Annotated in this window: 19 protein-coding genes and 2 other annotated features; of the genes, 17 read left to right on the top strand and 2 right to left on the bottom strand. The window is 44.6% G+C overall.

What is annotated here, in order from left to right; all coding sequences use genetic code 11:
* Nucleotides 1-19 precede the first annotated feature (19 nt).
* From T355_RS0101215 to pheT, 11 genes are all read left to right on the top strand, one after another.
* Nucleotides 20-424, top strand: coding sequence for a hypothetical protein (locus tag T355_RS0101215; protein WP_027396148.1), 405 nt, complete (start codon nucleotides 20-22; stop codon nucleotides 422-424).
* 331 nt (nucleotides 425-755) lie between these two features.
* A complete protein-coding gene (gene speD / locus T355_RS0101210; protein WP_027396147.1) occupies nucleotides 756-1556 on the top strand; it encodes an adenosylmethionine decarboxylase in 801 nt (266 codons plus the stop codon).
* A gap of 15 nt (nucleotides 1557-1571) precedes the next feature.
* Nucleotides 1572-3020: an aminotransferase class I/II-fold pyridoxal phosphate-dependent enzyme gene (locus T355_RS0101205; protein ID WP_027396146.1), complete on the top strand. Its 1449-nt coding sequence runs from the start codon at nucleotides 1572-1574 to the stop codon at nucleotides 3018-3020.
* An 11-nt stretch (nucleotides 3021-3031) separates the two neighbouring features.
* Nucleotides 3032-3886, top strand: a complete 855-nt coding sequence (gene speE, locus T355_RS0101200) for a polyamine aminopropyltransferase (protein WP_027396145.1) — start codon at nucleotides 3032-3034, stop codon at nucleotides 3884-3886.
* On the top strand, nucleotides 3873-4751 hold the full coding sequence (gene speB, locus T355_RS0101195) for an agmatinase (RefSeq protein WP_027396144.1): 879 nt from the start codon (nucleotides 3873-3875) through the stop codon (nucleotides 4749-4751). The genes speE and speB overlap by 14 nt, the downstream gene beginning before the upstream one ends.
* Before the next feature lie 261 nt (nucleotides 4752-5012).
* Nucleotides 5013-6221: a saccharopine dehydrogenase family protein gene (locus T355_RS0101190; protein ID WP_027396143.1), complete on the top strand. Its 1209-nt coding sequence runs from the start codon at nucleotides 5013-5015 to the stop codon at nucleotides 6219-6221.
* A complete protein-coding gene (nspC, locus tag T355_RS0101185; RefSeq protein ID WP_027396142.1) occupies nucleotides 6221-7411 on the top strand; it encodes a carboxynorspermidine decarboxylase in 1191 nt (396 codons plus the stop codon). Before T355_RS0101190 ends, nspC begins: the two co-directional genes overlap by 1 nt.
* Nucleotides 7386-8756, top strand: coding sequence for a lipase family protein (locus T355_RS0101180; protein ID WP_027396141.1), 1371 nt, complete (start codon nucleotides 7386-7388; stop codon nucleotides 8754-8756). Before nspC ends, T355_RS0101180 begins: the two co-directional genes overlap by 26 nt.
* 15 nt (nucleotides 8757-8771) lie before the next feature.
* Nucleotides 8772-9227: a MarR family winged helix-turn-helix transcriptional regulator gene (locus T355_RS0101175; protein ID WP_027396140.1), complete on the top strand. Its 456-nt coding sequence runs from the start codon at nucleotides 8772-8774 to the stop codon at nucleotides 9225-9227.
* A 50-nt stretch (nucleotides 9228-9277) separates the two neighbouring features.
* Nucleotides 9278-9477: a binding site (T-box leader), on the top strand.
* A 49-nt stretch (nucleotides 9478-9526) separates the two neighbouring features.
* Nucleotides 9527-10555: a phenylalanine--tRNA ligase subunit alpha gene (gene pheS / locus T355_RS0101170; protein WP_027396139.1), complete on the top strand. Its 1029-nt coding sequence runs from the start codon at nucleotides 9527-9529 to the stop codon at nucleotides 10553-10555.
* Nucleotides 10556-10573: 18 nt separating this feature from the next.
* Nucleotides 10574-13009: a phenylalanine--tRNA ligase subunit beta gene (pheT, locus tag T355_RS0101165; RefSeq protein ID WP_027396138.1), complete on the top strand. Its 2436-nt coding sequence runs from the start codon at nucleotides 10574-10576 to the stop codon at nucleotides 13007-13009.
* Nucleotides 13010-13095: 86 nt separating this feature from the next.
* Here the strand turns inward: pheT and T355_RS0101160 are convergent, their stop codons facing one another.
* A complete protein-coding gene (locus T355_RS0101160; RefSeq protein WP_027396137.1) occupies nucleotides 13096-13356 on the bottom strand; it encodes a hypothetical protein in 261 nt (86 codons plus the stop codon).
* Between the two features lie 202 nt (nucleotides 13357-13558).
* Here T355_RS0101160 and T355_RS13145 point away from each other — a divergent pair, with 202 nt between their 5' ends.
* The 6 genes from T355_RS13145 (at nucleotide 13559) to T355_RS0101130 (ending at nucleotide 18366) form a co-directional block, all read left to right on the top strand.
* On the top strand, nucleotides 13559-13855 hold the full coding sequence (locus T355_RS13145) for a LysM peptidoglycan-binding domain-containing protein (protein WP_051555302.1): 297 nt from the start codon (nucleotides 13559-13561) through the stop codon (nucleotides 13853-13855).
* Between the two features lie 337 nt (nucleotides 13856-14192).
* Nucleotides 14193-16112 carry a threonine--tRNA ligase gene (gene thrS, locus T355_RS0101150; protein WP_027396136.1) on the top strand — a complete coding sequence of 640 codons (1920 nt, stop codon included), beginning with the start codon at nucleotides 14193-14195 and terminating at the stop codon, nucleotides 16110-16112.
* 55 nt (nucleotides 16113-16167) lie between these two features.
* Nucleotides 16168-16274: a sequence feature (ribosomal protein L20 leader region), on the top strand.
* Between the two features lie 10 nt (nucleotides 16275-16284).
* A complete protein-coding gene (gene infC, locus T355_RS0101145; RefSeq protein WP_051555301.1) occupies nucleotides 16285-16845 on the top strand; it encodes a translation initiation factor IF-3 in 561 nt (186 codons plus the stop codon).
* On the top strand, nucleotides 16845-17042 hold the full coding sequence (rpmI, locus tag T355_RS0101140; RefSeq protein ID WP_027396134.1) for a 50S ribosomal protein L35: 198 nt from the start codon (nucleotides 16845-16847) through the stop codon (nucleotides 17040-17042). The genes infC and rpmI overlap by 1 nt, the downstream gene beginning before the upstream one ends.
* A gap of 37 nt (nucleotides 17043-17079) precedes the next feature.
* On the top strand, nucleotides 17080-17433 hold the full coding sequence (gene rplT / locus T355_RS0101135) for a 50S ribosomal protein L20 (protein ID WP_027396133.1): 354 nt from the start codon (nucleotides 17080-17082) through the stop codon (nucleotides 17431-17433).
* Between the two features lie 102 nt (nucleotides 17434-17535).
* Nucleotides 17536-18366, top strand: a complete 831-nt coding sequence (locus T355_RS0101130; RefSeq protein ID WP_027396132.1) for a TrmH family RNA methyltransferase — start codon at nucleotides 17536-17538, stop codon at nucleotides 18364-18366.
* Between the two features lie 118 nt (nucleotides 18367-18484).
* On the opposite strand, the gene T355_RS0101125 is transcribed toward T355_RS0101130, so the two are convergent.
* Nucleotides 18485-19189 carry a thiamine diphosphokinase gene (locus tag T355_RS0101125; protein WP_027396131.1) on the bottom strand — a complete coding sequence of 235 codons (705 nt, stop codon included), beginning with the start codon at nucleotides 19187-19189 and terminating at the stop codon, nucleotides 18485-18487.
* Between the last annotated feature and the right edge of the window lie 166 nt (nucleotides 19190-19355).

Genomic DNA, 19355 nt, shown 5'->3' with positions numbered 1-19355 from the left:
TTTAAAAAGGAGGGTACCCATGAAGAAGCATTTATTTGTGGGATTGTTGGCATTTTTTGCGCTATCATTACTATGCGTAATGAGCTTTTCTCCGTCGGCTGAGGCCAAGGCAAAGATACGTTACCATGTGGACCACGTACGGTTATATTCCCCTGGGCAGGCTACCATTGAGGGACATTTTACTAATGATGGTGATACCACTGGTTATGTAAAGTGGGTAGATCTTGACCTTACCCTTACAGCTACCAATAAACAACAGATGTGGGCGGGAGTAGGTATGCGTCATTATGTAGAGCAGAAGGTTCCAGCGTATGGAATCGTGCACTATAACTATATTTTAAAAAATGCGGGAATTCCAGAATATCATAAAAAGTTCACTTGGAAATCCCATACCAATACCCATTGGTCTAACAAAGCCGGCTGATAGTACATTTATGATTAAGAAGTCCAGTGTGGATGCTGGATAGTTTAAGAGGGAGCCATAGACATAAGTTTGTGTCGGTTCCCTCTTTTTTATAGCTAATGGAGTAGGGAGAATGCTTGCTTTTATGACCCATTTAATATACAATAATATATGCTTAAGAGGGAGAAATACCCAAATCAGCAATAACTGTAGAAGCAGCATTTTCGACTGTTCCGCAGCACAATGGCTCATTTGTGGTTAATTGCTGTTTTTTCTCAGGGTGAACAGGGCACAGGCTGCTGTACCTGAGTTTTTTTATGTAAAAAATTATTATTAGGGGCGTGAGATCAGATTGGAAGATAAGCTGAAAATTTACGGGTTTAACAACCTGACCAAATCCCTTAGCTTTAATATCTATGATATTTGTTATGCTAAGACACCTAGAGAACAAAAGGATTATATAAAATATATTGATTCCCAGTACAACTCGGAGCGTTTGACCAAGATTATGTTTAAGGTAACGGAAATGATAGGCGCTCAGGTTCTTAGTGTATCCAAACAGGATTATGATCCTCAGGGTGCCAGTGTAACCCTGCTGATTGCAGAGGAGGCGGCGGTTTCCTCCGGACAAAAGAAACCATTGGGAGATACGGTAGTTAAGCCTGTTAATGAAACTATTCTGGCTCATCTGGACAAGAGCCATGTTACGGTTCATACTTATCCGGAATATCATCCAGAAACTAGTATAGCTACCTTCCGCGTTGATATTGATGTGGCCACCTGTGGTGAGATTACACCATTGAAAACATTGGATTATCTTATCGGAATGTTTGATTCGGATATAATTACTATGGATTATCGCGTACGAGGCTTCACCCGTGACCTTTCCGGTAAAAAATTATTCATGGACCACAATATCACCTCCATTCAGAATTTTATCGATAAGAAAACCATAGATAAATATGATACGGTGGATGTAAATGTATATCAGGCCAATTTGTTCCATACTAAGATGCTTATCAAGGAGCTAGACCTGAAAAATTATCTGTTCAATACGGATATTTATGAAATACCGCCAAAAACCCGCCTGGAAATACATGATAACCTGCGTAAGGAAATGATTGAAATCTTTAGCGGGATAAATGTTTTCTAAGGAGAGAAGGAACTAATGGAATACTATTCTCAGGATAGAGCCCCTATATTGGAGGCTTTGGAGAAGATGAAACGGGCCCGTCTGGTTCCCTTTGATGTGCCTGGACATAAGCGAGGCCGGGGCAATCCGGAGCTGACGGAATTCTTGGGAGAGCAGTGTCTTTCCGTGGATGTAAATTCCATGAAGATGCTGGATAATCTCTGTCATCCTGTTTCCGTTATTAAGGATGCTGAGCGGTTGGCTGCAGACGCCTTTGGTGCTGCCCATGCCTTTTTTATGGTAGGTGGTACCACCTCCGCTGTTCAGGCCATGGTCATGACTGCCTGCAAGAGAGGGGATAAGATTATTATTCCTCGTAATGTACATAGAAGTGCTATTAACGCCATGATTCTTTGTGGAGCAGTGCCAGTATACGTAAATCCCCAGATGGATTCCATGCTGGGGATTTCTCTGGGTATGAGTGTGGCTGATGTGGAGCAGGCCATTAGGGAAAATCCTGATGCTAAGGCAGTTTTTGTAAACAATCCGACTTATTACGGTATATGCTCAGATATAAAATCAATTGCAAAGCTGGCCCATGATAACGGTATGCTGCTGTTGGCAGATGAAGCCCATGGGTCTCATTTGTATTTCAGTGATAAGCTGCCTGTTGCCGCTATGCATGCCGATGCGGATATGGCGGCTCTTTCCATGCACAAGTCAGGTGGTTCCCTTACTCAGAGCTCGATGCTGCTTATCGGGAATCGGGTGCCGGAGGGGTATGTACATCAGATTATTAATTTGACCCAGACCACCTCTGCCTCTTATCTTTTGCTGGCCAGTCTGGATGTTTCCCGTAGAAATATGGCTCTTCGTGGCACGGAAATGATAGATAAGATTATTGACCAGGTGGAATATGCCAGGGATGAGATTAATACCATTGGTGATTATTATGCTTATTCCAAGGAGCTTATAAATGGTGATTCCATTTTTGATTTTGATATCACCAAGCTGTCGGTATATACCCGTTCCATTGGTCTGGCCGGTATAGAGGTTTATGATATCCTTCGTGATGAGTACGATATACAGACTGAATTTGGTGATATTGCCAATTTGTTGGCCTATGTGTCTGTGGGAGACCGTCTGAAGGATATTGAACGTTTGGTATCCGCTTTGGCGGAGATTCGGAGAAATTACCGTCAGACAGGACGTAAAATGCTAAAGGCGGAATACATTAATCCACAGGTGATTTGCGGACCTCAGGAGGCTTTTTATAGCGAAAAAGAATCCCTGCCTATAGACCAGACTGTAGGAAGGGTTTGTAGCGAGTTTGTAATGTGTTATCCTCCTGGAATTCCTATTTTGGCTCCAGGGGAAAAAATTACCGAGGAAATCCTCCAGTATATTCGTTATGCCAAGAAAAAGGGCTGTTCCATGACCGGCCCGGAGGATATGAATATTAGATTCTTAAATGTTATGAAATAAAGGTGATACAGATGGAGTTATGGTATACAGAAAAACATACTGATAATGTTAGCCTTTCAATAAAAGTTGACAAGCAGATATACAGTGGCAAAAGTGAGTTCCAACGTATCGATATTTTTGATTCCAAGGAATTTGGCCGTATTATGGTTTTGGACGGCTATTTGATGCTGACAGAGAAGGATGAATTCATTTATCATGAGATGATAACCCATGTAGCTATGTGTGTTCATCCAAATCCAAAAAGGGTACTGGTTATTGGTGGTGGTGACGGTGGTACGGTCCGTGAGCTTACCAAGTACGATTTCATCGAAAAGATTGATTTGGTGGAAATCGATGAGGAAGTGGTGGATGTAAGTAAAAAATATCTGCACACCACAGCTTTGAAGCTGGATGACCCAAGGGTTACCTGCTATTTTGAGGATGGTTTGAAATTTATTCGTCGTGTTATTGACGAATACGATATTATTATTGTGGATTCCACAGATCCCTTTGGTCCTGGGGAGGGCCTCTTTACCAGAGAATTCTATGGCAACTGCTACAAGGCTCTTCATGATGACGGCATAATGGTAAATCAGCATGAAAGTCCATTTTATGAGGGTGACGCTGAGGCTATGCAGCGGGCTCACAAGCGAATCTGCATGTCTTTCCCAATTTCCAAGGTGTATCAGGTTCATATTCCAACATATCCGTCGGGGCATTGGCTTTTTGGCTTTGCCTCCAAGAAGTATCATCCTGTGAAAGGGGTAAATTGGGATAGGTGGAAAAAGCTTGGCTTAAAGCTGAAATATTATAATACAGCTCTGCATGCCGGTGCTTTTGCTCTGCCAAATTATGTAGAGGAGTTGCTGAGAGATGTTGAGTCCTAATGTAGAGACATTTTTGGGCTGCGAGGCCCCTTTTAATGAGGCACGTATTGTGCTTTACGGTGCTCCTTTTGATAGTACCACATCCTTCAGACCTGGTACCCGCTTTGCATCCAAGATAATGCGTGGTGAGTCATACGGGTTGGAGACATATAGTCCGTATCAGGATCTGGACATGGAGGATGCCAAGGTCTTTGACAGTGGAGATCTTGAGCTGTGCTTTGGCGATGCTGAAAAGGCCCTTAAGGATATTGAAATGCGGGCGGAGGAGATTTTGGAAGCCAACAAGCTGCCCTTTATGATTGGCGGTGAGCATTTAGTATCTTTGGGTGCTATCAGAGCTGTGGCCAGAAGATATCCAGATCTTCATATTCTTCATTTTGATGCCCATACTGATCTTAGGGATGAATATCTTGGTACCCATTTGACCCATGCAGGGGTTATTAGGCGGGCCTGGGATATTGTGGGGGATGGCCGTATCTGGCAGCTGGGAATTCGCAGCGGTTTGCGTGAGGAATTCCAGTGGGCAAGGGAGCACACCCATCTTCATAAATTTGATTTGATGGCCATGCCACAAGCGCTGGCAGCCTTGAAGGGCAAGCCGGTATATTTTACGATTGATTTGGATGTAATGGATCCATCAGTTTTCCCTGGCACTGGGACCCCGGAATATGGCGGTGTTTCCTTTAAAGAGCTGATGGAGGCGGCTATAGCAGGCTGTGGCCTGAATGTTGTTGGCTGTGATATAGTGGAGCTGTCCCCTGGCTTGGATCAGAGTGGTGCATCCACAGCTGCCGCATTAAAAATTCTGCGGGAAATGCTGTTAAAGCTGGAGGAGCCATTTATAAAAGGCCCAGAACAAATATAGTTTAAGTATAGATTTTAGGGATAGATTTACTGTAGCATTGGGGGAAGAACGTTAAGAAAATGTTTTTTACATTCTTTCCCATCGAGAAAATATCCATTGTTTGAGCGACGCGAAGTTAGTCCTGTAAGGGCGAAGCGAGTTTGGATTTTTCTTGATGTGTAATTGAGAGTAAAAAAGATTTTTAGTTCTGAGTCCCTCGCTATAGGAAACTATCCCTAATAATTAGTATAATTTGTGTTCAATATACAGGAGGAATTTACAATGGGTAAGGTTTTAGTTATTGGCTGCGGCGGTGTAGCCAGTGTAGCAATTCATAAATGTGTTCAGAATCACGAGGTATTCAATGAAATTTGCATTGCCAGCCGAACCAAGAGCAAGTGTGACAAGCTGAAGGATGTACTGGAAAAGCAGTATGGTAATGTATGCAAGATTACCACCGCCCAGGTGGATGCCAATAGCGTTGAGCAGCTTGTGGCCCTTATGAAAGAGGTTAAGCCTGATGTGGTACTGAATTTGGCATTGCCTTATCAGGATCTTACTATTATGGATGCTTGTCTGGAATGCAAGGTAAGCTATGTGGATACTGCCAACTACGAGCCAGAGGATACTGCCAAGTTTGAGTACAAGTGGCAGTGGGAGTATCGGGAGCGCTTTGAGAAGGCTGGCATTACTGCACTTTTAGGCTCTGGCTTCGACCCAGGTGTTACTGGTGTATTCAGTGCTTATGCATTAAAGCATGAATTTGATGAAATTAACTATATTGATATTTTGGACTGCAATGCGGGTGACCATGGCTATCCATTTGCTACTAATTTCAATCCTGAAATCAACATCCGTGAGGTTTCTGCCAAGGGCAGCTACTGGGAGGATGGCAAGTGGGTTGAAACTGAGCCTATGGAAATTAAGCGGGTTTATGATTTCCCAGAGGTGGGACCAAAGGATATGTATCTTTTGCACCATGAGGAGCTGGAGTCCCTTGGTATCAATATTCCTGGTATTAAGCGCATCCGCTTCTTTATGACCTTTGGTGAGAGCTATCTCCGTCATTTGAAGTGTCTGGAAAATGTTGGTATGACCTCCATTGAGCCAATTGAGTTTGAGGGCAAGCAGATTGTTCCATTGCAGTTCCTGAAGGCTGTTCTGCCAGACCCAGCCAGCCTCGGTCCTCGTACTGTGGGCAAGACCAATATCGGTTGTATTTTCCAGGGTAAGAAGGACGGCAAGGATAAGACCTATTATCTTTACAATGTATGCGACCATCAGGAGTGCTACAAAGAGGTTGGTTCCCAGGCTATTTCCTATACCACTGGTGTACCAGCCATGATTGGTGCCATGCTGGTAATGAACGGCACTTGGAAGAAGCCTGGCGTATATAACATTGAGGAATTTGATCCAGATCCATTTATGGAGGCGCTTAACAAGTGGGGCCTTCCTTGGCAGGAAAGCCATAACCCTGCATTGGTGGACTAATGAGCTTTGTCTATCAGCCTAAATGGCTGCAGGAGGTTCCTTCACCCAGCTATGTGGTGGAGGAATCACGGCTAAGGCACAATCTGGAAATACTTAAAGGGGTTCAGGATAGAACTGGGTGCAGTATTTTGTTGGCCCAGAAGGCCTTTTCCATGTTTCATTTCTATCCCCTTATCAGCAAGTACCTAAAGGGAACCACCGCCAGTGGCATATATGAGGCCAAGCTGGCCCATGAGGAATTTCCCGGGGAAAACCACGTTTTTTCTCCTGCCTATCAGGAGAAGGATTTTCCAGAGATTCTGGAAATATGTGATCATATAGTGTTTAATTCCATCGGTCAGCTGAAGAAATATGCATCAATGTCTAAACAAGCTGGCCGATCCTATGGCCTAAGGATTAATCCGGAGCATTCCACACAGCCAGAGGAGCATGCCATTTACGATCCATGCTCCGGTGACAGCCGACTGGGCACCAAGCTAAGTGAGTTGGAGCAGGCCCTGAAGGAAGCCCCAGAGGAGGATTTCCTTTATGGGATTAGTGGCTTTCATTTTCACACCCTGTGTGAGCAGGGGGCGGAGCCTTTGGCAGAAACCCTTGAGGCTGTGGAAAAAAAGTTTGGCAAATATTTTAAGCATCTTAAATGGCTGAACTTTGGTGGCGGTCATCACATTACCAGAGAAGATTATAATATTCCTCTTTTGGAGGAATGTATAAACAGAATACAGAAAAAATACAGCTTAAAGGTGTATATTGAGCCTGGAGAGGCTGTGGCACTTGATGCAGGCTTTTTGGTGGCAACAGTATTGGAGATTATTGAGGCCACACCAGACAACGGAAGAAAGGCAAATATTGCCATTCTTGATACTTCCGCTGCCTGCCACATGCCGGATGTTTTGGAAATGCCATACAGACCGCCCCTTATGGGAAGTGGAGAGGCTAATGAGAAGCCACATACATACACCTTGGCAGGGCCTACTTGCCTTGCAGGAGATACGATTGGGACCTATTCCTTTGACAATGCCTTAAAGCCTGGGGACAGACTTCTCTTTGGTGATATGGCAATTTACAGCATGGTAAAGAACAATACCTTCAACGGAATGCCACTGCCTCACATTTGTGCAGTAAATAACCGTGATGAGGTGGAGATTGTAAGGGGATTTGGCTATGGAGATTTCAAAATGCGTATCTAAAGTGATATCCTTTGGCAGTAAAATCATAATAGCAGTTTCTTTGGTTCTCTTTGTAGCTGTTGGGCAGGCCAATGCTGCATCAGAGGCTGTTCAAAAAGCCGGGGTTCAGTATGCCTGTGCTTTGCTGGATATGATGGCCTATAAGAGCCAGCTGAACGAGGTCATTAGAGATGTGATTTCTGATTTTGGCTATGAAATTGTCAATTACAAGCATGAAGATGAGAAGGCTGCTACCAACTTCATTTTGCTTAGGTCAAAGGAACCGGGAGAGCTTACGGGAAAATTCCTTAATATCGTTGCTGTTCCGGGGACTGAAAAAATGAAGGATGTGGAGGTGGACCTTAGATTTCAGAAGGTCCTGTTTGGTGGCTCTGTTCCTTCGGAATTTGAGCAATATGCCAAAACTGAGAAGACCACTTCGGCCCAGCCATTAGTTCATAAAGGGTTTAATGACTATACCCAGACCGCCTTTTTTACACCAAAGGAGGATGGTTCCCTGGGAGTGGATCCTCTTATGGAAATAATCTATAAGGATAATGAGGATCTGCTTCTTACTGGTCATAGCCTTGGGGGAGCAGTTGCAGTGCTGTTGGGTTCCCGCATGGAATGCATGGGTATTCCTCCGGGGAGTATTCAGGTGGTTACCTTTGGAGCCCCGGCAGTGGGGAATAAAACCTTTGCCAAGGAATATGGTGATGTGGTGAAGCATACCAGATATACCATGAGCGGCGATCCTGTGCATGGTTTGTTGCAGTTTATTAAGGCTGGTTATGAACAGACCGGTGAAGAGGTAAAATGCAAGCGCAATCCAAATTCGCTGAAGTTCAGCCACAATATGTCCGAGTATCTGGATTCTTCTATTCGTAATTTTCTGGATACCTTGGAGGCAGAAAATGTGGATTTGCATAACCATGCCGCTGTAAATGATACAGCCAAGGTTTTTTCATTGCCAGGAAAGCCAGTTAAGGGAAGGGCTTATTTGGCTCCAGCCGTAGTTAATATTCCCGATGATATTGATAATGATGCGGTTTATATGAAACAGCTCACAGAGCTGATAGAAGGCTATGAGTTTGATGAATCCGTAGACGGCGAGGAGACAGATGAGAGAGCCCAAAATGCAGCAGCCATCAGAACCTCCTGTGACCGCATATGCCGGGTGAGCATTGGGGCAAAGCAGCTGACACGAAAGGTATATCAGATAACTGTTCAGGAGGATATTTCAGATCCTTACGGAAATATAATCAGTACCCAGACCTGTGGAACCACCACGGATAATTTATCACCAATAGAGGCTGTTTTATATAGTTTGGGCCGTTGCACCATGAATAGAGAAAATTTTGAATGAGAGGATTATACAGAGATGAAAACATCAGTAACCCAATCAATTGAAATGACCATGTCTGCTCTTGTTATGTACTGGAAAAGGTATTTTGAACAGAGCATGAAGGAATACTCCATCAGAACTGTTACAATGGGGGCCGTTTTGTATTCATCCTATCTTCATGAGGGGCTGGTACAGGATGATATTGGTAAGCTCCTGAATATGGATAAGGCTTATGTGACTAGAGAGCTGAATTCTCTGGCCCGTCTGGGCTACATTGTTCGTGAAAAGGATGTAGTGGACCACAGAAAGAACCATATTATGGTAACTCCTAAGGGAAAAAAAGCTGCTCAGTCCATTGATGACTGCCGCAAGAAATGGATAGAAGCCGAATTTTCCGGTATTTCCGAAGAGGAAAAGGAAGTGTTCCTTGGAATTCTTAGCAAAATGGTAGGCAATTTAAAGGAGAAGTTATTCTCTGGAGCAGCTGAATAACCTATAAATAATCATTTGCATTATTTTCCTGTTAGTGATAGAATGTTCTACATTAGGCAAGGAAAGAGAGAGTAGCTGGAAAATATGCTTACAGGAAGTCCTGATAACTGAGAACAGGGCAGCTAAAGTCTTGTGAAGTTCACTCTGGAGCCTCCCTGGTGAAGAGATGTAGTCGGGGCGCACAGCAGCGTTATGGCGTAAATGAGTTATAAATTAGGGTGGTACCGCGAATTAGACCTTCGCCCCTTTTTGGGTGAGGGTCTTTTATATTACAAAAAATCAGTTATCAGGAGGCAATTATGGAAAGCAAGATTGAACAGCTGCGCCAGGAAGCAGCCAAGGCTATCAAAGATGTAGCTGGTACTCTTAATGATTTAAACGATATTCGTGTAAAGTATCTTGGTAAAAAGGGTGAGCTCACCTCTATCCTCCGAGGTATGGGACAGCTCAGTGCCGAGGATCGTCCTCGTATCGGTCAGATTGTAAACGAGGCCCGTCAGCAGCTGGAGCAGCTCATTGCTGAAAAAAATCAGGAGCTGAAGGCTAAGGAAATGGCAAAGCGTCTGGCCAGCGAGAAGATTGATGTAACACTGCCAGGTCGTCCAACCAACCATGGTCATATTCATCCTCTTACTGTAACCCTTATGCAGATCAAGAATATTTTCATGCGTATGGGCTTCAGTGTGGAGGAGGGTCCTGAAATCGAGAAGGACTACTATAACTTTGAGGCACTGAATCTGCCAAAGGATCATCCTGCCCGTGATATGCAGGATTCCTTCTATATCACTGAGGATATTCTCATGCGTTCCCAGACATCCCCAGTACAGGCCCGTACCATGGAGGCCCATGAGCCAAACAGCCCAATCCGCATGATTGCCCCAGGCCGTGTATATCGCCGCGACGATTATGATGCTACCCATTCCCCAATGTTTACTCAGATCGAGGGTATGGTTATTGACAAGAATATCAGTTTCTCTGACTTGAAGGGCACCCTTGAGGACTTCCTCAGACAGATATTCAACAAGGATGTTAAGGTTCGTCTTCGTCCTAGCTTCTTCCCATTCACTGAGCCAAGCACCGAAGTGGATATTTCCTGCGTAATGTGCAAGGGCCAGGGCTGCCGTGTGTGCAAGGGTACCGGCTGGCTTGAAATCCTGGGTGCTGGTATGATTCACCCAAATGTACTCAAAATGAGCGGCTATGATCCTTCCAAGGTAAGCGGCTTTGCTTTCGGTATGGGTGTTGAGCGCATCACCATGCTGAAATATGGTATTGACGATTTACGCCTGTTCTACGACAACGACATTCGTCTGTTGGAGCAGTTTTAATTAGGGAGGGGATAGAAAATGCAGGTATCAATTAAATGGCTTCACGATTATATAGATTTCACTGAAACTTCCGATGAGTTGGCTGACAAGCTGACCATGGCGGGTATTCCTGTGGAAAATGTGGTTCACGCCGGCGAGGGACTGGAGAAGGTCGTAACTGGAAAGGTTGAGTCCATCGAGCGTCATCCAGATTCTGACCACATGTTCATTACCCAGATGAATGTGGGCCAGCCAGAGCTGGTTCAGGTTGTAACTGGTGCCCAGAATGTTAAGCAGGGGGATATTGTTCCCGTTGCCATGATCGGTGCCAAGCTGCCAAATGGCCTGAAGATTTCCAAGGGCAAGCTCCGTGGTGTTCCTTCCAATGGAATGCTTTGCTCCGCTGATGAGCTTAAGATGGATCTTACCACCTTGACCGATGAGCAGAAGGACGGTATTTACATTCTGCCAGCCGATACTGAAATCGGTATCCCAGCCAAGGATGCTCTTGGTCTTGATGACGATATTCTGGAGTTTGAGCTTACTGCCAACCGTGGTGACTGCTTCAGCGTTTTTGGCCTGGTTCGCGAGATTGCTGTTCTTACAGGCAATACTCCAAAGTGGCCTGAAATTAAGGTTAACGAGGATGACGATGTCTCCACAGCTGATATGATTAAGATTGGCATTGAGGCAAATGATCTTTGCTCCCGTTTCTCCGCCAGAGTGTTAAAAAATGTAAAGGTTATGGAATCTCCTGAGTGGATGCAGGTTCGTCTGGAAAATGCAGGAATCCGTGCTATCAATAATATTGTAGACGTAACTAATTTTGTAATGGTAGAGCTGGGGCAGCCTATGCATGCCTACGATTATGATCAGATAGCTGGTAAAAGTCTTACTGCCCGCCGGGCTGTAGCTGGGGAAAACCTCCATACTCTTGATGATTCTTCCCGTACTGCCAAGGGGGAGGAGCTGGTTATTGCCGACAGTGAAAAGCCTGCTGGCTTGGCTGGTATAATGGGTGGCCTGGAGTCTGAGGTTACAGAGAACACTACCACTGTTGTATTGGAAGCTGCTGCCTTTAATGGTGCCAGCATCCGTCGTACTGCTCGTTCTTGTGGACTTCGTTCTGAGGCTTCCGGGCGATTTGAGCGTGGCGTGGATGAAACACAGACCATGCGAGCTCTTGACAGAGCAGCCCAGCTGTTGCAGGACATGGGTGCCTGCACTGTTACCAAGGGTATCGTTGATGTATATCCAGTAGAAAAGCAGCCAGTGTCTGTAGACTTCACTCCAGAGCAGATTAATAAGCGTCTGGGTACTGATATTCCAGCAGAAAAGATGGTGGAAATTCTGGAAAGCCTTGACTTCAAGTGCGAGGCAGATGGTAAGGGGGGCTACCATGTGGCAGTTCCTTCCTGGAGAAATGATGTAACCTTTATGGAGGACATTTCCGAGGAGGTTGCCCGTATTTACGGCTTTGACAACATTCAGTCCACTACTCCAGAGGGTACCATGGTTCAGGGCGTTCAGAGTCCATTGCAGGACTTCATCGACCATATTAAGATTACCTTGACCCACATTGGCTTAAGCGAGGAGCTTTCCTTCAGCTTCAGCAATTATGATATCTTGGACAAGATGCTGGTTCCAGCTGACAGTCCGCTTCGCAACGCTATTCCTCTTATGAATCCTTTTGTTGAGGAGGCACAGCTGGTTCGTACCAGTCTTTTGGCCAGCGTTATCGAAAATGCTGTTCGCAACCTTTCCCGCAAGAACGAGGATATCCGCCTTTATGATGTGGCACCTGTATTTTATCCAAAGTCACTGCCTCTTACCGAGCTTCCTGATGAGGTGGTTAAGGTGGCAGGCTTTATGTGCGGACGCCGCAACCCAGTGGGCTGGAATACCGGCGACGATATGATTGATTTTTACGATGCCAAGGGTGTTGTTGAGGAGCTGCTGGCCAGACGAAACATCACCAGATATACGGTGGAAGCAGGAGAGTATACTGCAATGCACCCTGGCAAGACTGCTCTCTTTAAGAAGGGCAAGGATATTATCGCTGCTGTAGGTGAGCTTCATCCACAGGTGGCCGAGAATTTTGGTATTACTAAAAAGGCATACATTTTCGAAATGGATGTGGCTACTCTTATGAAGTACAGTTCCGCAAAGTTCAACTTTGATGTACTTCCTAAGTATCCGGCTGTATTCCGTGATTTGGCAATATTGGTGGACAAGGATGTAAATGCTTCTGACATCGAAAAGACAATTATCGGAAATGGCGGTAAGTACTTCAAGAGAGCTGTCCTCTTTGACCTCTATACCGGCAAGCAGATTGATGCCGGCAAGAAGAGTGTGGCCTTTACCATGCTGTTCCAGTCCAACGACAAGACCCTCACCGATGAAGAGGTGGATGAGTCCTTCAATAAGATTGTTGCTGCAGTGGAGAAGAAGTTTGACGCAGAGCTCCGCAAGTAATAATCTGTTAATAAAATAGAACGAAAAAATAACCATCCCGTTTAAGTGGGATGGTTATTTTTTTTGCCATTATTTCATGTACTTTGTTAATAGATGTGATACACTTTCCACGGAATCCGATCCAGAGGTACGGTTTTCAAAAATTCCACAATGTCCTTACGTCCATAGTAGTGGGGGACACCATCTTTGTCCTGGGACATGAGAATAATAGGCATGTTAGGGAAAAATGGTCTAACGGCCTGGCGGAATCTGGTGGAACGGACAGTGTATTGGGTAACGGACTGCTTTACAGATAGAAGGGCAAATTTTACGCCCTGTTCAATAATAACGGCTCCGTGTAAAACCATGGGAACCTCCTTTGTAAACTGAAAATTAATAAGGATACTGTATCAAAAAGGAATAATAAAATCAACGAAAATTTGTTTGGTATTTTATTGACAGAACATGGATTCTATGCTAATATATCACCAAACAAAAGTTTTAAGAACTTATTTTCTTGGAACTAATTTTCCAAGAACTGATTTTCTTAAGAGTAAAGGAGCAGATATTATGAAAAATATTATTATTGCCATACTTATTGGACTAGCTGTTCTCTCTCCCTTTAATTTGACTAATTCCTATCTCAGAACCTCTGAATTTGATACTGTAATCTTACAACATGGAGAAAGTATTGAAACTATTGCCAGCCGTTATACCTCTGACAACGAACAGCTTCAGGAGCTTACTGTTGCCATTAAGGAAATCAATGATATAAAGAATGATCGTGATCTTAGAGCCGGCCGCAAGCTGCAAATACCAGTTATAGCCGGTGATAAACAGAAGGTACAGGTGGCTAGCCGCCAATAATCTTCTTGACAGTAGGTAATGTGAATACTATAATTAGACAGTAATTTAGATATTGCACAGGCCGTGAAGAAGCCATGACGCAGAATTTCGTTATTCAGAGAGGGACGGTTGCTGGAAAGTCCTATAATTGAGTCTGTTGTTACCCCTTCGGAGCCGCAGCATGAAATTTTACTAAATGCTGCCGGAATGAGTCCGTTAACATCGCCAAAGTTGGTCACATTTTTATGTAAGTGTGGCAAGCAGGGTGGAACCGCGAAGTATATACCTCGTCCCTATATGGGAACGGGGTATTTTTATTTTCCCTGTGAGTATTTTTATTATTTGGGAGGAATAGATCATGATTAAATTAACTATGCCAGATGGCGCAGTTCGTGAAGTTGAGGCTGGTATAAGCGGCCTGGAGCTGGTAAAGTCCATCAGCAACAGTTTGGCAAAGAAGGTATTGGCTATCAGTATTGATGGTGAGACCAAGGATATTACAACTATCCTTGACAAGGATGCCAGCATCAAGTTTTTGACCTTTGAGGATGAGGAAGGCCGCTGGGCACTGCGTCATACTGGTTCCCATATTTTGGCCCAGGCTATTAAAAGACTTTATAAGTCTGAGAATGTTCAGCTGGCTATCGGCCCTGCTATTGATAACGGCTTCTACTATGATATTGATATGGAAAAGCGCCTCACCGAGGAAGACCTTAAGGACATCGAAAAAGAGATGAACAAAATCGTTAAGGAAAACCTTAAGCTGGAGCGCAAGGAAGTAAGCCGTCAGGAGGCTCTTGATATGTTCAAGGCTGCTGGCGAGGGCTACAAGGTGGAGCTTATTAACGATCTGCCTGAGGATGCTACTATTTCCCTTTACACTCAGGGTGAGTTCACTGATCTCTGTGCCGGCCCTCATGTTATTTCCACTGGCAAGGTAAAGGCTATTAAGCTTCAGAGCGTGGCTGGTGCTTACTGGCGCGGTGATGTTAAGAACAAGATGCTTCAGCGTGTATATGGTACTGCCTTTGAAAAGAAGGATGAGCTGGATGCATATCTCCATATGCTGGAGGAGGCTGCCAAGCGTGACCATCGCAAGTTGGGCAAGGAGCTTGATCTCTTCAGTATCCATGAGGAGGGTCCTGGCTTCCCATTCTTCCATCCAAATGGAATGGTAATCAGAAATGAGCTGATTAACTACTGGCGTGAGGTTCATCGTCGCTATGGCTATCAGGAGATTAAGACTCCAATGATTTTGAACCGTCAGCTTTGGGAGCGTTCCGGTCACTGGGCTCACTACAAGGAAAATATGTACTTCACTGAAATTGATGGTGAAGATTATGCAGTAAAACCAATGAACTGCCCAGGTGGTATGATTGTATATAAGACTCAGCAGCACAGCTATCGTGATCTCCCACTTCGTGCCGGTGAGCTTGGTCTTGTTCATCGTCATGAGCTTTCTGGTGCTCTTCACGGCCTTTTCCGTGTTCGGAACTTCACTCAGGATGATGCCCATATTTTCATGACTCCTGAGCAGATTGAAGGGGAAATCCAGAAGGTTATTGACCTTTTTGATGAGGTGTACAGCACCTTCGGCTTGGAGTACCATGCTGAGCTTTCTACCCGTCCGGAGGATTCCATGGGCTCTGATGAGATGTGGGAGCTGGCTACCAACGGCTTGAGAAATGCCCTTGAACATCGTGGACTGGAATACATTGTCAACGAGGGTGATGGTGCATTCTATGGTCCTAAGATTGACTTTCATCTGAAGGATTCCATTGGTCGTACTTGGCAGTGCGGTACTATTCAGCTTGATATGCAGCTGCCAGAGAAGTTTGATCTGACTTATGTCGGTGAGGATGGGCAGAAGCATCGTCCTGTTATGATTCACCGTGTAGTATATGGTTCCATTGAGCGCTTCATCGGTATTCTTATTGAGAACTATGCTGGTGCTTTCCCAACCTGGTTGGCTCCTGTTCAGGCAAAGATTCTCCCTATTACTGATAAGCACATGGACTATGCCTTCGAGCTGAAAAAGAAAATGTTCGATATGGGCTATCGTGTAGAGGTGGATGATCGCAATGAGAAGGTTGGCTACAAGATGCGTGATGGCCAGGTGAAGAAGATACCTTATCTTTTGGTTGTGGGTGATCAGGAAGTTGCTGACGGTACTGTAAATGTTCGCTGCCATGGTCAGAAGGAAACAAGAACCATGAAGGTGGACGAGTTCATTGCACTGCTTCAGGAGAAGATTGCAACCAAGTCTGCTGAGTATTAAAAAAAATAAAAATATCTGTTGACAGCGTGGCTTCTAAGTGTTAATATACTCAAGGTAAACAAAGCAGAGGCCACCGCTTCTCACCTTGCTGATTAGGTCAGCGGGTCTGATACAGATTGTATTTGTGAGGGTGGTGTATGCCGCCCTCATTTTTGTTTTATGTGGTTTAAAAATGAAGCGGGAGGTGTTTTTTATTAGTAAGGAAACTGAGAGAATCAACGAAGAAATCCGAGTTCGTGGCGGTGAAATCCGCGTGACTGACGCAGAAGGCCAGTCATTGGGTGTAATGCAGGTAAAAGATGCATTGAATATGGCTATGGAGCAGCATCTTGATTTGGTGGAGATTGCTCCTAAGGCGAAGCCACCTGTATGCCGTATCATGGATTACGGTAAATATAGATATGAAAAGCAGAAGCGTGAGAAAGAAGCACGCAAGAAGCAGAAGGTTATTTCCATCAAGGAAGTTAAGCTTCGTCCAAACATTGAACAGCATGATTTTGACGTCAAGTTGAAGAATGCTACGCGTTTCCTGGCAGATGGCGACAAGGTTAAGGTAACTATTATGTTCCGTGGCCGTGAAATGTCCCATCCAGAGCTTGGTAAGGAAATCCTTAGCAAGTTTGCAGATGCGTTGAAGGATTCAGTAACCGTAGAACGGGATGCTAAGCTTGAAGGTAGAAATATGATTATGATTTTAGCCCCTAAGGCTCAAACTAAAGGAGGAAAACAGTAATGCAGAAGATGAAAACTCGTAGAGCAGCTGCAAAGCGCTTTACTGTAACTGGTACTGGCGAAATTAGAAGAAACAAGGCTTATAAGAGACATATCCTGGAGAAGAAGTCTCCAAAGCGTAAGCGTAACATGCGTAAGGCAGCTCTGCTGGTTGCAGGTGACTACAAGCGCGAGATTAAGTGTCTCCCATACGCTTAATTCATTAAATAACAGATACATTTAGGAGGAAAAGAACATGCCAAGAGTTAAAAGCGGCGTGACTGCACATAGACGTCATAATAAGATTTTAAAGTTAGCAAAGGGCTACAAGGGCTCCAAGAGCAAGCAGTTTAAGAAGGCAAATGAGACCGTTATGAAGGCTCTCTACTACGCTCGTCGTGACCGTCGTGCGAAGAAGGGCGTTTTCCGTCGTCTCTGGATTGCACGTATCAATGCTGCAGCACGTGCTAATGGTATTTCCTACAGCCGTCTTATCGCTGGTCTTACCAAGGCTGGTGTAGAGGTTAACCGCAAGATGTTGGCTGACCTTGCTATCAGCGATGCTAACGCATTTGCTCAGATGGTTGCAGTTGCTAAGGAAAACCTGTAATATTGAATATTAAGAGTTGTCTTTATTGACAGCTCTTTTTATTTTGGTGCAAAAAAAGCCCCTTGTGATATAATATAAAGATGAGGGAAAGGAGCTGATCTGATGATTGAGCTTGAACGTATCGAAAGTCTCACCAATTCAAAGATAAAATTGGCAGCCAAGCTGCATACAAATAAATACCGTAAAGCAGAAAATCTTTTTGTAGCCGAGGGCGTTCGTCTGGTGGAAATGGCTGCACAGTCTGACTGGCCTATGGAATTTGCTCTTATATCTGATTCTGCCATGGAAAACCCACGGGCTGTGGCAGTGGTGGAGCAGCTCCAGGAAAAGGGATGTCCCGTATATCAGGTGAGTGACCAGCTTTACGACAAGGCGGCTGATACGGTAACTCCTCAGGGGCTGCTTTTAGTAATGGGCTTCCGTATTTTTACTTGGCAGGAAATTCTTAAGTCCAATAATGATGATGCCTCAGCACCACTTATTGCTGTTCTTGATGGCGTCCAGGATCCGGGGAATGCGGGCAATATTATTCGTACCGCTGATGCCCTTGGATGTTCCGGCGTAGTGTGTTTGGAAGGCACCACGGATATTTTTGCTGACAAGGTGGTACGGGCCTCCATGGGCTCTTTATTCAATATTCCTGTAATGACTGGAATTACCCCTGAAGAATTAAGGGATGTGTGTCAGGATAACGAGGTGGCTCTCATTGCCACAGCTGTAGATGATACTGCTGTACGCCATTATCTGGCCGATTATGTAAGCCCATGTGCCATTGTTTTTGGTAACGAGGGCAACGGTGTATCACAAAAAATGCTGGAGGAAGCTGATCAAAAAGTGTATATTCCAATGACTGGCAAGGCTGAATCACTTAATGTTTCCGCAGCTGCAGCAATTCTTTTATATGAGGCCTTCCGTAAACGTTCCATTTTGTGATACAATACACTTTAGAGTTAAATAAAAATTCCCCGTACATAGGCTGTTCCCATCTGTATCCAAAGCCTATATAGGGGGATTTTTTATTTCTGTTATTAATTTAGACATTTTTCGGAGGTTATTCCTCCCAGCACAGATATATTGCCAATGTTCCGTTGTTTATAGAAATTGTGAAGCTGTTGCTATCACCGTCATCAGCGATTATATTGCTGATGGCGTAAGGATTTACTTGAGTAAGCTCTGACATATTAAGCTCCCAGTGAAGTCCTCTGGTGGAAACACCTGCTACCCTTGGCGTGATGGGCAACAGTGAAATGGCTTTTGGGGATGTCTGTGGGGTAATAGTCAATGACTCACCATCCCGAATAAAGCATATAGTTTCCCTTTCATCGGCGATACAGCCCTTCACTAGAGAGTTGCCAAAGGAAAAAATAGTGCTGTAGGTATGGTCAAAACGCTTCCCCAGAGCCCCAGTGAGAATACAGAAAGCATTCTTTTCCCTGGCCAGCCTTAGTGCTGCCTGGGTATCTGTAAAATCCTTGTGGGTATCAAATTCTTCGATGATGGTGCCATGGCCTTTGGCCCATTGGAGGCTAGCATTATTACAGCTGTCAAAGTCTCCAAGTAACCTCTCCGGCACGAGGCCCAGCTCGTGGCATATATCCACCCCGTGGTCAATGCACCAAAGGGTTCTGCCCTTGACCGCCTCCTGCAGCCAGGCTTTTGAAGGCTGTCTGCCGCCACCAACCAGCACTAGCTGTTTATTAGGAAGCTCACAGTCATATTTTATATTTAGTTTTGGAATTTTTATCTCTGACACCATAATACTCCTCAAATTATTAAAGTGTAATGCTTTGCACCAATACCATCCTACTACAGCAAAAAAAATATGGCAATCGCCAAATGGTTAAACTGCCGGTTTAATACGGGCAGTTTTTTTGTGGGTATACTACAGTGAAAGGATAAATAACCCAGAAAAGAGATGGGAG

Source organism: Anaerovibrio lipolyticus LB2005 (genome assembly GCF_000621545.1).
Classification (GTDB): Bacteria; Bacillota; Negativicutes; order Selenomonadales; family Selenomonadaceae; genus Anaerovibrio; species Anaerovibrio lipolyticus_A.
The sequence above is the reverse complement of the archived record's forward strand: the minus strand, read 5'-3'. Positions and strand labels throughout refer to the sequence as shown.

Excerpts from the sequence above, each read along its gene's own strand:
- T355_RS0101215 (WP_027396148.1), top strand. The coding sequence starts at position 20 with ATGAAGAAGCATTTATTTGTGGGATTGTTGGCATTTTTTGCGCTATCA.
- T355_RS0101205 (WP_027396146.1), top strand. The coding sequence starts at position 1,572 with ATGGAATACTATTCTCAGGATAGAGCCCCTATATTGGAGGCTTTGGAG.
- speE (WP_027396145.1), top strand. The coding sequence starts at position 3,032 with ATGGAGTTATGGTATACAGAAAAACATACTGATAATGTTAGCCTTTCA.
- speB (WP_027396144.1), top strand. The coding sequence starts at position 3,873 with ATGTTGAGTCCTAATGTAGAGACATTTTTGGGCTGCGAGGCCCCTTTT.
- T355_RS0101190 (WP_027396143.1), top strand. The coding sequence starts at position 5,013 with ATGGGTAAGGTTTTAGTTATTGGCTGCGGCGGTGTAGCCAGTGTAGCA.
- nspC (WP_027396142.1), top strand. The coding sequence starts at position 6,221 with ATGAGCTTTGTCTATCAGCCTAAATGGCTGCAGGAGGTTCCTTCACCC.
- T355_RS0101180 (WP_027396141.1), top strand. The coding sequence starts at position 7,386 with ATGGAGATTTCAAAATGCGTATCTAAAGTGATATCCTTTGGCAGTAAA.
- T355_RS0101175 (WP_027396140.1), top strand. The coding sequence starts at position 8,772 with ATGAAAACATCAGTAACCCAATCAATTGAAATGACCATGTCTGCTCTT.
- pheS (WP_027396139.1), top strand. The coding sequence starts at position 9,527 with ATGGAAAGCAAGATTGAACAGCTGCGCCAGGAAGCAGCCAAGGCTATC.
- pheT (WP_027396138.1), top strand. The coding sequence starts at position 10,574 with ATGCAGGTATCAATTAAATGGCTTCACGATTATATAGATTTCACTGAA.
- T355_RS0101160 (WP_027396137.1), bottom strand. The coding sequence starts at position 13,356 with ATGGTTTTACACGGAGCCGTTATTATTGAACAGGGCGTAAAATTTGCC.
- T355_RS13145 (WP_051555302.1), top strand. The coding sequence starts at position 13,559 with ATGAAAAATATTATTATTGCCATACTTATTGGACTAGCTGTTCTCTCT.
- thrS (WP_027396136.1), top strand. The coding sequence starts at position 14,193 with ATGATTAAATTAACTATGCCAGATGGCGCAGTTCGTGAAGTTGAGGCT.
- infC (WP_051555301.1), top strand. The coding sequence starts at position 16,285 with ATGAAGCGGGAGGTGTTTTTTATTAGTAAGGAAACTGAGAGAATCAAC.
- rpmI (WP_027396134.1), top strand. The coding sequence starts at position 16,845 with ATGCAGAAGATGAAAACTCGTAGAGCAGCTGCAAAGCGCTTTACTGTA.
- rplT (WP_027396133.1), top strand. The coding sequence starts at position 17,080 with ATGCCAAGAGTTAAAAGCGGCGTGACTGCACATAGACGTCATAATAAG.
- T355_RS0101130 (WP_027396132.1), top strand. The coding sequence starts at position 17,536 with ATGATTGAGCTTGAACGTATCGAAAGTCTCACCAATTCAAAGATAAAA.
- T355_RS0101125 (WP_027396131.1), bottom strand. The coding sequence starts at position 19,189 with ATGGTGTCAGAGATAAAAATTCCAAAACTAAATATAAAATATGACTGT.